The sequence below is a fragment of the Pedobacter hiemivivus genome (genome assembly GCF_004331685.1).
In the GTDB taxonomy this organism is placed as follows: Bacteria; Bacteroidota; Bacteroidia; order Sphingobacteriales; family Sphingobacteriaceae; genus Pedobacter; species Pedobacter hiemivivus.
In genome coordinates this window covers 72,710-86,414 of record NZ_SJSM01000021.1, presented here as the reverse complement: position 1 = coordinate 86,414, position 13,705 = coordinate 72,710, and the positions used below count along the sequence as shown (strand labels likewise).

Genomic DNA, 13,705 nt, shown 5'->3' with positions numbered 1-13,705 from the left:
TATGAAAAAACACTTTATGACCACGGATAGGAAAGTCTTGAATTACAATCTGAGGGAAAAAGCCTTTGGACAAAACTTTGATCCCATCCCATTCTGAGGGGGGATTATTCAATTCTTCGAGTTCGATATGGAAGGTTTCACTATCCTCAATAACCCCTTTGAATTCAAAATTCTCTAGTATAAAATCTGGCAGAAATAATCTGAGCAAGGATGCAGTAGCTGATGGCATAAATATAAAACGGTATAGAAATACAAATCTATAATTTTATCGATTGCTCCACAACTTTTGGGATTGATCCTTTTCAAATAAACAGGATTTTGAGGTCAAAATAAATTTGAAATAAAACCAAAAAAGCCTCTCAGTTTTCACTGAAAGGCTTTGTATTTGGCTCCCTCTGCTGGGCTCGAACCAGCGACCCTCTGATTAACAGTCAGATGCTCTAACCAGCTGAGCTAAGAAGGAGTGCTGGTTGCCAAAACGACGTTTTCGATCTCTTAAAGAGGCTAAACGTTTGTTCGTTTTGGGAATGCAATATTAGGGGTTTTAATTTATTTATGCAATATTTGCAGTGAAAAATTTTAAAATAATATTCAATTAATTTATATGAGCCTGATAATCATAGGAACTGTAGCCTTCGATGCTATAGAAACTCCCTTCGGAAAAACGGATAAAATAGTAGGTGGAGCTGCAACATACGCTAGTTTAGCTGCTTCTTACTTCTATAATAAAGTTAAAATTGTAGGAGTTGTGGGTGATGACTTTGAAAAAAAGGACATCGATACCTTTACTGAACATGGGATTGATACTGAAGGATTGCAGATCAAAGAAGGTGAGAAATCATTCTTTTGGTCGGGTAAATACCACAATGACATGAACAGTAGAGATACTTTAGTTACTGAACTAAATGTATTGGCTGATTTTGATCCGATTATTCCGGAGAGCTATCAGGACTGTGAGTTTTTGATGCTTGGTAATCTAACTCCAATTGTACAACAAACAGTAATCAATCGTCTTGAAAATAAGCCTAAGCTGATTGTTTTGGATACAATGAACTTCTGGATGGACATTATGATGGCAGATTTGTTGGAAACGATTAAAATGGTAGATGTATTGACTATTAATGATGCCGAAGCGCGTCAGTTATCTGGAGAATATTCTTTAGTGAAAGCTGCCAAGAAAATCCTGACGATGGGACCAAAGTATTTGATCATTAAAAAAGGTGAACACGGTGCTTTGTTGTTCCATGAAGATAAAATCTTCTCGGCTCCAGCACTTCCATTAGCAGAAGTTTTTGATCCGACAGGTGCAGGTGATACTTTCGCCGGTGGTTTTATTGGTTATATGGCTAAAGTAGGTACAGTTAACTTCAATAACATGAAGAATGCAATTATTTTCGGTTCAGCTTTGGCTTCTTTCTGTGTAGAGAAGTTTGGAATTGAGAAAATTGTGAACCTTACGGATGAAGAAGTTGCTGCACGTGTTCAGGAATTTGTAAGCTTAAGCTCTTTTACGATCGAAGCATAATAAGAATCTGATCATAGATCTTTTCTAAAATGGCTATTCAGATAATGAATAGCCATTTTTTATACATTTAGTTTACCGATCACAGTAAATTTTTCAAATACGGTTTCCGTATGGGGGGCATCAGATAATTCTTCAGTTAAATCCTGTCCGGCCCAATGTTCGTAATGTTTGCCATTGCGCCACAGCCGACTTTCTGTAACGTCGTAGATCAAACCTTTGTAAGCCACCCATATTTGTGGCTTGTCTTGCCCATTGCGCAGAGCCAGCTGTTGTTTGGTGTACAGCTGTAAATTATCCATCAACTTTGACCATTTTGCTTTTAAAAAGCTCAAATAAGTACACTGCCATCAAAAGCATTCCCAGAAAGTAGAAATAAGCCTCGATTGGTAGGTAAGCGAGGTGTAATTTTAAGGATGCATTTTCATTAAATATAAGAAGGGATTGTTTTTTAATGACCATACAGCCTAGATAAAACGGAATTAACAAAACCAAATAGGTTCTGTAAAAGCGGTACATAAATCTCAGTTTATTTTTATATTCTATGTAAAGTAACAGTGCTAAGACAACAATAAAGGTAGTTGCAGTGTATAATTTTAGGTAGCCAAAAAACAAAAAGGCAATACATATACCCAGCATTAAGTTGCTAACTGAGAGACTAAACTTTTCGAGATTATTGTTTGGAAACCTGGTGTTTAAAAAACGGTAGGTGAGTAATCCAAAGGCAGGAATAACAAAGGAAAGAAGGATAATTTGAATAGGCAAGCCAGCTATAACTACTCCGGTTAAAAGGTTGGCATTAAAAGATAGGATGCCCAATGCGCTGAACAGCATTGCAAATAAGGAAAATAGGAGGGCTGTTAAACAAATTGATAATAAAATTGTTTTCGTATAACTATTATTCATGTATTAATGATAAATTCAATCTCAAAAGTATGATTTTGACATCGTTTAACAACTATCTAATCTCAGCAGTATGAAAAAAGCGCTACTATCACTTTTCCTTGTGACTTTTTGTTTATTCGGTTACAGTCAGGATGTACCAAAAATTGATACCACTAAAAACTGGACTATTCATGGTGAGAATACATTTCTGGTCAACCAGAGCTCTTTCTCTAACTGGTCGGCGGGTGGTGTAAATTCCATTGCCGTCAACCTGGTTCTTAATTATGATTTCAATTACAAAAAGGACAAGTGGAGTTGGGATAATAAAGCGATTGTAGGTTATGGGCTTAGTAAACAGGATGGTATTGGAATGCGTAAAAATGATGATAGGGTTATCTTAAATAGTTTACTTGGTTATAAAGCTGCTCAATATTGGTTATACACTTTTTATGCAAATTTTCAAACGCAGTTTACGAAAGGTTATACTTATGACGGTGATACAAGAACCAAAATATCCAATGCTTTCGCTCCAGCTTATCTAACGTTTGGACCCGGGATCGCCTATAAAAGATCGGATAATTTTAGGGTCAATTTTTCGCCTGTAGCTTCAAGGATCGTAATGGTATTTGATGATGATCTGAATGCAACAGCACCTGCTTTTGGTGTTGATCCTGGAAAGAATATCCGTTTTGAGTTTGGTGCATCATTGGATGCTTACTATAAAGTGAATCTGATGGAAAACATTAGTTTTGAGAATATACTAAAACTATATTCCAACTATCTGGATAAGCCACAAAATATTTATACTGATTATACTGCCAACCTGTTTATGAAGGTAAATAAATTTGTAACCGTTAATGCCGGCGTGCAAATGATTTATGATGACAATACTAGGATTACGAAAATAGTAAACGGCGTTAAAGAGGATTGGCATAAAGACTTGCAGGTAAAACAGATCTTCGGCGCAGGTTTAACCTATAAATTCTAAGAGCAAGGCAGGTGTTTATTTTGTATAGGGTAAAATGATATCTTTGCTTCTACCTATAAAAACATCAAATAATGCTTTTGAAGTATAAATACCTGCTTTCCGTTTTCATTTTACTCTGTTTTTCTTCCTGTTTTCAGATTATTGAAGAAATTAATCTCACTTCTGCAGGTTCCGGCACGGTTAATCTGACGCTAAACCTTAGTGCCAGCAAGACAAAAGTAGCCTCGGTTATGCTGATGGATAGCGTCCAGGGATATAAAGTGCCCTCAAAACAAACGATTCAAAAAGAATTGGATGAGGTTGTGGCTTATTTAAAGAAATCCCCCGGAATAAGCAATGTTCAAAAGAAAGTAGATTTTGAAAATTATATTGTGAGTGTATCTTTTGCATTTAAAGATATTACGAATATTGATCATGTAAATCAAAATGTGCTCAAAAAATTAAAGATCAAAGGGCTCAACAACTCTTCTTATACCTACAATCCTAAAAGCCAGGTTTTTCAACGCAGTTATCAGCATACCAAAGAAGCTGTGGCAGAGTATAATAAGTTAAAGCCTGAAGTTAAAAAAGTATTTAAAGATGCTACTTATGTAAGTATTTATAGGTTTGAACAGCCCGTAGTATTATGTACAAATCCTTTGGCAAAAATATCAAAATCAAAAAAAGCGGTTATGTTTAATACCGGTGTTCTCGGCTTAATAAACGGAAAAACCGATATATCTAACCGCATCACAATAGCAAAATAACGTTTCTATTTAATTTACCCTAACTATGAATTCTTTTTACAGATGCTTAACAGCATTACTTTTAATCAGTCTTACGTTTACATCTAATGCACAGGATCTTGTGCATAAAATCCCTGCTAATGCGCTTGCCGTAGCAACCATCCAAGGTAAAAACTTAATGGACTTAATGTCTTTAACTGAATTTAACAATTCGTTTCTTGGAAAAGAATTATTGGCAAAACACGCTAAAAAATCAGGTAAGCCTTTTACTACATTTATGGATCTTGGTTTTAACCTTGCTTCCCCATTTTATTATTATAACCAGAGCAACGATAGTGTAACTTATAATTGTTTCCTGGCTCCTGTTAAAGATGCAGCTCAAGTAGAGAAGCTGTATGCACAAGCTGATCAAAAGATTAGTTTAAAAGGTAATGTGAGGTATTATTATAATAGCGATTCAACCGAAGTAGCGCGCTGGAATGGCGAAATGTTTCTGTTTGTAATAGCCAGAGGTAAAAAAGAATACTTTTCGAAGCCTGAAGTGATGGAACGTTTTGGATTAACTAACCCATATCCAATAGCTGATACTGTCGCAATTGATAGTGCAGCAGCCGCAGTTGATAGTTTAGCAGCTGACACTATCGCTGTTGATTATTCGGAGCCGGCAACTGTGGAAATAGGTCCGGCAGACTCAGTTGTGGTTGATACTGCAGAAGCATATTCACCTGATCCTTTTTTTAAAAATGAAGACCAAAAGAAATCAATTGTTGCGAGTTGGACACAGCGCATGATGGATGATTTTTTTGCTGGTACCAATAAAACATCCATATTAAACAATATCGATTTTGTAAAAAATGTAGATGCTAAGGCTGAAGCTACTATCTGGGTTTCGGGTGTGGATAAGCTTTTCGATACTTATGTGCCTACAAGTTATTTAAAAGGCTTTAGTTTTTTAAGTGGCTATGGGAGTGGAAACGTAAAGCTTTACCTCGAAGACAAATCCATTCGTATTACCAGTAGCATGACTTTTAGTGATGACATTGCCGCTGTTTTTAAAAGGGTACACAAAAGAAAACTAAACAAGCGCTTTTTGAAGTACGTGAATGAAGATCGTATGATTGGCTATTTGGGCTATGCCGTCGATACTAAAGCATATCTTGAAGAATACCCGAGGTTGATGTCGAAAATTTATGGCTCCGTATATGCTGATGAAATAGGTATGGCTGCCGATCTATTCTCTCTTTTATTGGATGAAGAAGCAATCGGAAAGGTATTTAAAGGCGATGCACTGTTTGTTTTTAATGGTCTTTCACAAAAGGAAGTAAGCTATAAGTCGTATGAGTACAACGAGGAGAACTTTGAGAGTAAAGAAGTGATGAAGACTAAAAAGGAGACTTTGCCAGATTTTTTAATGATGTTCTCTTCTGAAGATACACGATTGATGGATAAATTGATTGCTTATGGTGTGAAAAAAGAGCTGGTGAAAAGAGGATCAGGATATTATGAATTGAGCATCCCTAAAAGTCCTTTGGCACTTTACTTTACTATCAAAGACAATATTGTTTTCTTAGGTACCAATAAAATGGAAATGGATGACATTGCTTCGAACAGGTCTGTCGCAAAGATTTCTGCCAAGCAGAAGAAAATGTTATTGAATAGCAATTATGCGGCATATTTTAGTGCTAAAAAGCTTTCTGGAAAGATCCCTTCTGAAGAATTGGGTGGTGCTGAGAAGCTAGAAAAGACTAACCGTGTGTTAAATTCATTGGGCGATATTTATCTGAATTCGAACCCAGCAAAAGGGAATGTGTTGTCCGGACAAATGAGTATGGATATTCCCGCTAATCAACCAAATGCTTTAAAATATCTTTTATCAATTATTGAAGACGCAAAGAAATAGGTTTAAGCTTATAGCAACAATTCTGTCAGCGGTAGTTTTGCTACTGCTGACTGTTTATGGTTATCTGTCGCTAAGGAAATATTATGCCTATAAGGACACTATACATGCAGATGCGGAATTTATAGTTAAGGTTGATGCAGATCAGCTATACTATAGTCTTGCTAAGGACTACCTGAGCAATCTATCTTATTATCGAAGTAAAAAGGGGAGTTCAATTGAAAGTGGCTTAAGCATACCTGCGCAGATTTTTATTTATACCGTTAAATCCAAGTCTACCCAAACTTACTTTTGTGCTATGCCGGTAGCAGACACGCTATTACTGAGGTCGTTTATCAAACAAAAGCTGGGTATAACCACGTTGAAACAGATGGGGCAGTATGTAACTGGAAGATCGGCGGACGGTCGACTTACTATTGCCTTTAATGGGGATACGTTTGCGGTAGGGTATTCGTTTAATGCTGAAAATGTAAATGATGTCATTGCAGATTTGTTAAACAAGAAAAATCTGTTGTCTGATAAAGACGAAAAGATCGCAAAGCTGAAAGCATTAAAATCACATTTAGCTTATGTTTTTGAAGAATATACTGGGGTAGGTGATTTTAAAGATGGACAACTTCATATGGAGGGCGACTTTAATTTTAAAGATTTTGCAGTGAAAGGAAAGCGTTTTAGCCACCGTGTTTTTGATAAAGATGCCATCGTAAAAATCTGGCTGAATGCTAAGCCATCCTTGAATAAAAGCTTTAGGGCAATTAAGGTTAAAGATTATGAAATATATCCTGATAGCTTATTGAAGTATTATAATGGATATTTTGATGTGGAAATGGGAAAGCCGGTAAGTCAGGCAGATACCGTAATCACTTATGAGTATAACGATGATTTTGAGAAGGAAGAAACCATTACTCCCCGCATTGTAAAAGTGCCGGGTATAAACAGTGTTGTTGCAGGTAATGCTACAGAATTATTGAACTATCTGAGCAAGGCAAACATCATTAGTAATAGTCGTGTTAATAAGGAGTTGTTTCCTTTGTATAACCTTTATACTAGACATAACCGAGCAGAGATGGTATTGAGTACTGATCAGCATGCGGTTACATCGAAATTAACGGAAAGCACACCTTATTTTTTTTATCTGTATGCTGATTTTGATCAATTGAAATCGCAGGGACAATTCCCCCTTTTTGAAAGATATATCAAACAGTTGAAGAGACTGGTTGTTAATGCCAAACCTGAAGCCGATGAACGTCTTGAAAACAATGAGGATACTGGAAGAAATCACTTCGAAATTGACTTGTATTTCAAAAGAAAAGATGTAAATGCATTGGGACAATTGCGTTAAAATTCTGGCATTTGTGGTATATTAGGGTTTAGATCATTTTTTATGTCAAACATCAATCTGATTATTGAAGAACGCCCGGCAAGTATAGGAAGCTTTATGGTAGGCCGTCTTTTGCCTTTTAAGGATAAACGTATGGTTGGGCCTTTTGCTTTTATTGATCATATGGGGCCGATATGTCTGAGTGATACCGAAAATTTGGATGTTCCACCACACCCGCATATCGGTTTATCCACGCTAACCTACCTTTTTGAAGGAAGCATTATGCATCGCGACAGTATCGGCAATGAAATAGAAATAAAGCCTGGGCAAGTGAATTGGATGACTGCGGGCAAGGGGATTGTACACTCAGAAAGAACTCCAACATATCTTCGTAATTCTGATAAAATGATGCATGGCCTGCAGATCTGGGTTGCTTTACCTAAGGAGTTAGAGGGGATGGAGCCGGAGTTCTTTCATGTGGAAGAGAAAGGGCTTCCGGAGTGGATCGAGGGTGGTGTTCATTTTAAGCTGATTGCTGGTGAGGCTTTTGGAAGGAAATCTGAGGTGCCAGTTTATAGTCCGCTTTATTTTATAGAAGTGAAAAGTACGAGTAGGCAAACTCTTAAAATAGGTATGGAGCTGTTTGGCGAAAGTGCTTTATACATTTTGGAGGGAGCCATAGAGAGCGAGGGCAATACCTTTGGGCCTAAACAAATTTTGGTGGCGAAAGACAGTAAGCTTTGTGAGTTTGATATGCAGGAAAACTCAACGATCTATATTTTTGGAGGTGAACCTTTTGCCGAATCTAGAATCATTTATTGGAACTTCGTAGCCTCTTCGGAAGAAACGATTGAGAAAGCGAAAGCCATGTGGTTGGAGCAATCGTTTCCACCGGTGCCAGGCGAAACGGAATTTGTGCCGCTGCCTTTGCAAAGTAAAAATGTAAAACCACGTTTGTAATATTTGTACTTTTAAAAAATGAAAGCAGCATATCTAGAAGGGAATAACCAACCATATATTGTAAAAGAAGTATCAACACCAGTTCCTACTGGTCAGGAAGTTTTAATTAAGCTTGAGTTTTCTTCTTTTAATCAACGAGACATCAGAGTACAAAAAGGGATTTATGCTGTGGCTCCGTTGCCTGAGGGCGGATTGGCCATTGGATCTGATGGTTATGGTAAAGTGGTAAAAGTTGCTGAGAATGCTGATCCAATGTGGATGGGGAGAGAAGTCGTGATTAACCCCGGGCGCAATTGGGGTGATAACCCTGATGCGTTTGGGCCAGATTTTAAAATAATGGGTTGCCCTGATCAGGGGACCTTTGCTGAATATATAGCGGTTGATCAGAAATACATCAGACCTAAACCTTTGTATTTAACCGATGAGGAAGCTGCTGCTTTGCCATTGGCAGGCCTTACGACTTATCGGGCCGTATTTACCAAAGGAAGAGTGAAGGCGGGGGAGAAGGTACTGATAACAGGGATAGGGGCCGGTACGGCCTTATTGGCCCTACAGTATGCACTTGCTGCGGGTGCTGAGGTGTATGTGACTTCGGGCACGGAACGCAAGTTGGAAAGAGCAATTGAAATGGGCGCAAAGGCCGGTTTTAATTATAAGGCAGAAGATTGGGCCGCACAGGCAAATGCACTGACAAATGGTTTTGATGTAGTTTTAGACAGTGCTTCGGGTAAAGGATTTGCCAAACTGATAGAAGTATTAAAGCCAGGAGGTAGATTGGTGTTTTGGGGTGGTACGGATGGGCCTATCGAAAGTATAGTTCCGGCACATATTTACTGGAAAAACCTGTCTATCTTGGGAACCACACTTGGTAGTAATCAAGAGTTTGCCGATATGCTGTCTTATTCGGAAAAACACAATATTAAACCAGTGATTGATAAAGTTTTCCCATCACTAGCCCATGCACAGGAAGCTGCTGAATATTTAGCTTCAGGTGCTCAGTTCGGTAAAATTGTGATGGCGAATAAGGTTTAGCCTTGCTTTAGCAATTGGCGTTGTTGTACTCTTGCTGTGTGCGTACTGCCGTCATGACTCCATCCGGGAGGATAAAGGAAATACCTGATCTTATCCAGGAGTCTTGGCGCTTTTTTTACATCAGCCATTAAAGCGCTAAATTCGTGGAAAATGATGTTTATTGCACCGGTATCTTCAGGCTGCTTGGTTAATCCATAAACTATTTTTTCTTCATCAAGCTCTTTTTGAAAGGTGCCAAAAAGGCGATCCCAGATGATGAGGATCATGCCCATGTTTTTATCCAGGTAGCGTATGTTACTCGCATGATGCACACGGTGGTGGGATGGGCTTACGAAAATGTACTCAAATAGGGGATGAAGCTTACCAATGGTTTGGGTATGCACCAGGTTGCCATAAATTTGGGTAACGAGGTAAGCAAACAGGATGTCGAGCGCATTAAAGCCCATTAACGCCAAAGGAAGATAGAAAAATGCCCGGTACAAAGGCTCAAAAACGGTAGATCTAAAACCTGTGGTTAGGTTAAAATATTGAGATGAATGATGCGTAACATGCATGGCCCAAAAGAACCTTACATAGTGGCCTGTATAATGTAAAACCCAATACAGGAAATCCTGAACAAGGATTAATACAATCCAGTAAAGGTAGACGTTGGTGATTTGGAATAACCGATGATGTCGGTATACATAGTCCAATAGCATAAATGTACCTGCCTTTGTAGCTAGATTGACAATAAACGCCGCAAACATGAGGTACACATTGGTTAAGGTATCACGCCCATGATAGCGTTTACTATCATGAGCGTAACTAAAATACATTTCAATTAAACTGAGTAAAGTAACAAAGCCGAATAAAGTAACTACGGTTATATTTCGATCTAGCTCAGTCATCTTTATTGCATTATGGTATGATTAATGTTTTTTCTTGTACGGTATGCGCACTAAAAAAGCCAAGTGCACCACCACTTATATTGGTTAAAGGATTGCTTGGTGCTGCGCCATTGTCTGATCCATTTGCACCAAACAAGCTAAATAGATAAGTATATACAGCTGGATCAACACAATGCATTATTGCGGTTAGCTTATCTCCCTTTTTAAAGTTTAAGGCCTTGTTTTTTGTGTCGTTTTCAAAAACAAGATAATCGTTAACCTCTTGTCCGGGGGTGAACTCATCATTCATTACCTCATAGTGTTTCTGGATCTTGTCGTTAACAAGCTGTTGAAACCAGTAGTAGTTTTTAGTTTCCAAAGGATCTTTGAATTTTACCATAGGCGTAACTCTAGTTGTATCGAAATCTTTTGGTTTAAGGGTGAAATCCATAAAAGGAACCACTTGTGGCATGGTGCTGCTGGCTTTAAATAACTCGCCGTTAATATTAACCGTTAAGTTATAGGTTTCGCCAGGTGTGCCATTAATTGCTGCAGTCTCGTAAATACCCTTTCCTGCTTCTGTTAACACAATTGTATTGCCTTTGGTTTCAATTTTAACACTAGCGCCACTAATTCCATTAAAAACGTTGTCATCGCCAAACGCTTTGGTCTCACTGATGTATACTTTACAGGTGCCGGGCTCGTTCGTAATGATGCCCTCGATTACATATTTAAGTTCGTTGTTTTTGAATTTTAAGTCTATAGCCTTTTCGCAAGACCATTGAACGGATACCATTAATAAAAGTATAAAGCGAAGTATTGTTTTCATATTCTAGAATTTAAAATTATACGAAATTGAAGGAACGAATCTAAATAGGGTTGTTCTGACTGCTTCCGTTCTGTTTGGATCTGTTTCTTTGTCTCTGAAAGTAATGCGATATGCATTTTCTCTGCCATAAGCATTGTAAAGGCTAAAACTAAGTTCAGAAGAGTATTTTTTGGTTTGTTTTAGTAGTCGTGTTGCGCCCAAATCCAGGCGGTGATAGCTTGGCATCCGGTCGGCATTGCGATCTGAAAAGTAGAAGTAGCTATGTCCAAGCAATTTGTATTTGCCATTTGGAAAGGTAACTGCATTTCCGGTGGAGAATACCCAGTTTGCAGATAAGGACCATTTTTTACTCAGTTGATACATAGTTACCAATGAAATGTCATGCGTCCGATCTTGACGGGCATTGTACCAATTATTGCTGTTGATGCCATCAATTTTTCTTTCTGTTTTAGAGATGGTATAAGCAATCCAGCCGGTTAGTTTTCCATTTTTCTTTTTCAATAGAAACTCTGCACCATAAGCCCTTCCTTTTCCATAAAGCAATTGGGTTTCGATAGGTTGATTGGTGTAGATATTAGCCCCGTTTCTATAGTCGATCTGGTTTTGCAGCGTTTTGTAATAGGTTTCAACGGTTAGCTCATAATTGTCATTACCCAGGTTTTTATAATAACCAAGTGATACCTGATCGCTCAATTCTGGTTTAATGACATTGGTGCTGGCCACCCATCTGTCTGTAGGAGAAGATGAATTTGAGTTGGAAATTAAATGCAGGTTTTGTGCATTTCTAACATAAGATGCTTTTATGGAAGTAGAGTTGTTTAGCTGTATAGCTGCAGCTATTCTTGGTTCAAGGTTTACGTATGTTTTAACAATTTCGCCGCTTTCATAGCTGGTGGTTCCAGTTACATTACCTTCCGGGTCAAACGTATAGTAGTCACCTTTGCCAAGGATACTGAAGGCAGAAACGCGTAATCCATAGGTGAAGCTTAAAGTGTTACTGGCCTTCCAGGTGTTGCTGGCGTAAACGGCATTCTCAAGTGAATATCGGTTTTGAAGTTCTTGTGATAATAGACCTGAATTTCCGGTTGCCTGAACTTCGCCTGGTTTAATGGTATGGTATATTGAATTTAGGCCAAAGCTAAGTGTGTTTTTATCATTGGCGTACCACTGCATATCTTGCTTAAAATTCCAGTCTCTAATTTGTGAGAAAAGGCTTAATGAGCTTTCATCATCAATAGATTTGATTTTATAATTGTAATTGCTGAATATAGCTGAGGTATTTGAAAATAGTTTGCTGCTAAAAACGTGGTTCCAGCGTAGGGTAGCAGTGGCATTGCCCCAATTTATACCCGCTACATTGTCTGCTCCTAATACATCTTTGCCAAAATAGCCGGATATAAATAACCTGTCTTTATTGCCTAAGATGTAATTGGCTTTTAGATTGACATCATAGAAATACAGCTCTGAATTTTTGACATTTGAATCGCTGGAAAGCTTCAGAAACAAGTCGGCATAAGTTCTGCGTGCCGAAATCAAGAAAGAAGATTTTTCTTTTTGTATGGGTCCTTCTACGTTGATTCTTGCGGCGATAAGTCCTACACCACCACTTACGCCGAACTTCTGATTATTTCCGTCGTTCATTTTAACATCCAAGACTGAGGATAAGCCACCGCCGTATTGCGCGGGCATCCCGCTCTTATAAAGCGTTACGTTTTTTATGGCATCGGAATTAAAGGTGGAGAAAAAGCCAAGTAGGTGTGAAGCGTTGTATACTGGCGCTTCGTCTAAAAGGATCATATTCTGATCGGCGCTGCCACCACGTACAAAGAAGCCACCGCTGCCTTCGCCCGAAGTTTTAACACCTGGCAAAAGCTGCAATGTTTTTATCAAATCACGTTCTCCAAGTAACACTGGTACGTTTTTAGTCTCGCTGATGCTTAGTCGTTCCATTCCCATTTGAGGATTGTCTACGCGCCTTCGATCATTGTTTCCGGTAATGGTTACGGTTTCAAGCTCATTTAAATCATCATGCAGCGCAATGTTTAAACTGGTGTTTTTGTTTAAGTCTATTGTAGTCTTATAGCTTTTTGTTCCAACAGCATTTACACTGATGCTATAAGTACCCACAGGTAAGGTAATAGAATAAAAACCATATTCATTGCTTGAAGTCGCATAGTTGGTTCCTGCTACACGCAAGGTTGCAGCTATAATCGTTTCGCCTGTACTGGCATATTTAATAGTACCACTTAAAGTTCTTTTTCCTTGACTTGCCGCCGGATTCGCCGCCGGTTCGGCCTCCGGCTTTTTTTCTTTAGCGGGGTCAAAACGTATAAATATTTCTGCGCCTAGAGGGCTAAACTGTAGTGGCTGTCCGGTAAATGCATCATTTAGCACTGTGGAAAGAGGGCTGTCTTTAGCACTTACGCGAAGTTTTACAGTGCTGCTGGCCACCTGTTCATTGTACGTGAATTTAATCCCGCTTATGTTGGTGATCTTATCCAACGCTGTTTTTAAGGGCTCGTTTTTAAGGGTAATTGTAATGCGTTTTGCAAGCGGGTCTTGTGCCCATGCATGGGTTTGTACGATCAATAATAGCAGCAATACTATGGCAATGCATGTCAGAAATCTGACTTGTCCATTTCGTTTCATATAGATTTTGTGTGTTTAAAGATTATGGCCT

The 13,705-nt window shown here is 38.5% G+C and carries 13 protein-coding genes and 1 tRNA gene; 7 read left to right on the top strand and 7 right to left on the bottom strand.

The genetic code is table 11. The annotated features are described in order from the left end of the window. Together EZ444_RS27470 and EZ444_RS22140 are read right to left on the bottom strand one after the other, a co-directional pair. The coding region (locus tag EZ444_RS27470; protein WP_455430282.1) for an ISAon1 family transposase N-terminal region protein at nucleotides 1–229 on the bottom strand (229 nt) is incomplete at its 3' end. A gap of 157 nt (nucleotides 230–386) precedes the next feature. Beyond that, nucleotides 387–463: transfer RNA gene (locus EZ444_RS22140), tRNA-Asn, on the bottom strand. A gap of 141 nt (nucleotides 464–604) precedes the next feature. On the opposite strand from EZ444_RS22140, the gene EZ444_RS22135 reads away from it, so the two are divergent. After that, complete coding sequence (locus EZ444_RS22135; RefSeq protein WP_131611450.1) at nucleotides 605–1,525, top strand: PfkB family carbohydrate kinase; 921 nt, start codon at nucleotides 605–607, stop codon at nucleotides 1,523–1,525. A 59-nt stretch (nucleotides 1,526–1,584) separates the two neighbouring features. On the opposite strand, the gene EZ444_RS22130 is transcribed toward EZ444_RS22135, so the two are convergent. Both EZ444_RS22130 and EZ444_RS27910 read right to left on the bottom strand, forming a co-directional pair. Next, nucleotides 1,585–1,824 carry a cytochrome b5 domain-containing protein gene (locus EZ444_RS22130; RefSeq protein WP_131611448.1) on the bottom strand — a complete coding sequence of 80 codons (240 nt, stop codon included), beginning with the start codon at nucleotides 1,822–1,824 and terminating at the stop codon, nucleotides 1,585–1,587. Beyond that, nucleotides 1,817–2,161 (bottom strand): lycopene cyclase domain-containing protein, encoded by a 345-nt coding sequence (locus EZ444_RS27910; protein ID WP_225874811.1) that lies wholly within the window; start codon nucleotides 2,159–2,161, stop codon nucleotides 1,817–1,819. Before EZ444_RS27910 ends, EZ444_RS22130 begins: the two co-directional genes overlap by 8 nt. 337 nt (nucleotides 2,162–2,498) lie before the next feature. Here EZ444_RS27910 and EZ444_RS22125 point away from each other — a divergent pair, with 337 nt between their 5' ends. The 6 genes from EZ444_RS22125 to EZ444_RS22100 all read left to right on the top strand — a co-directional run bounded on the left by EZ444_RS22125 (nucleotide 2,499) and on the right by EZ444_RS22100 (nucleotide 9,330). Further along, entirely contained in the window at nucleotides 2,499–3,395 is an 897-nt protein-coding gene (locus EZ444_RS22125; RefSeq protein WP_131611446.1) for a DUF3078 domain-containing protein, read from the top strand. A gap of 71 nt (nucleotides 3,396–3,466) precedes the next feature. Then, nucleotides 3,467–4,141, top strand: a complete 675-nt coding sequence (locus EZ444_RS22120) for a hypothetical protein (RefSeq protein ID WP_225874810.1) — start codon at nucleotides 3,467–3,469, stop codon at nucleotides 4,139–4,141. Between the two features lie 25 nt (nucleotides 4,142–4,166). After that, nucleotides 4,167–6,020 (top strand): hypothetical protein, encoded by a 1,854-nt coding sequence (locus tag EZ444_RS22115; RefSeq protein WP_131611442.1) that lies wholly within the window; start codon nucleotides 4,167–4,169, stop codon nucleotides 6,018–6,020. Then, nucleotides 6,001–7,359 (top strand): hypothetical protein, encoded by a 1,359-nt coding sequence (locus tag EZ444_RS22110; RefSeq protein ID WP_131611440.1) that lies wholly within the window; start codon nucleotides 6,001–6,003, stop codon nucleotides 7,357–7,359. The genes EZ444_RS22115 and EZ444_RS22110 overlap by 20 nt, the downstream gene beginning before the upstream one ends. A 42-nt stretch (nucleotides 7,360–7,401) precedes the next feature. Continuing rightward, nucleotides 7,402–8,298, top strand: a complete 897-nt coding sequence (locus tag EZ444_RS22105; protein WP_131611438.1) for a pirin family protein — start codon at nucleotides 7,402–7,404, stop codon at nucleotides 8,296–8,298. 18 nt (nucleotides 8,299–8,316) lie between these two features. Continuing rightward, a complete protein-coding gene (locus EZ444_RS22100) occupies nucleotides 8,317–9,330 on the top strand; it encodes a zinc-binding dehydrogenase (RefSeq protein WP_131611436.1) in 1,014 nt (337 codons plus the stop codon). Here the strand turns inward: EZ444_RS22100 and EZ444_RS22095 are convergent. The 3 genes from EZ444_RS22095 to EZ444_RS22085 are packed head-to-tail and all read right to left on the bottom strand — an operon-like array spanning nucleotide 9,327 to nucleotide 13,674. Further along, a complete protein-coding gene (locus tag EZ444_RS22095) occupies nucleotides 9,327–10,217 on the bottom strand; it encodes a sterol desaturase family protein (protein WP_131611434.1) in 891 nt (296 codons plus the stop codon). The genes EZ444_RS22100 and EZ444_RS22095 overlap by 4 nt on opposite strands. Nucleotides 10,218–10,227: 10 nt before the next feature. Further along, nucleotides 10,228–11,025, bottom strand: a complete 798-nt coding sequence (locus tag EZ444_RS22090; protein ID WP_131611432.1) for a DUF4249 family protein — start codon at nucleotides 11,023–11,025, stop codon at nucleotides 10,228–10,230. 3 nt (nucleotides 11,026–11,028) lie between these two features. Continuing rightward, nucleotides 11,029–13,674: a TonB-dependent receptor gene (locus tag EZ444_RS22085; RefSeq protein WP_131611430.1), complete on the bottom strand. Its 2,646-nt coding sequence runs from the start codon at nucleotides 13,672–13,674 to the stop codon at nucleotides 11,029–11,031. Nucleotides 13,675–13,705: the final 31 nt, after the last annotated feature.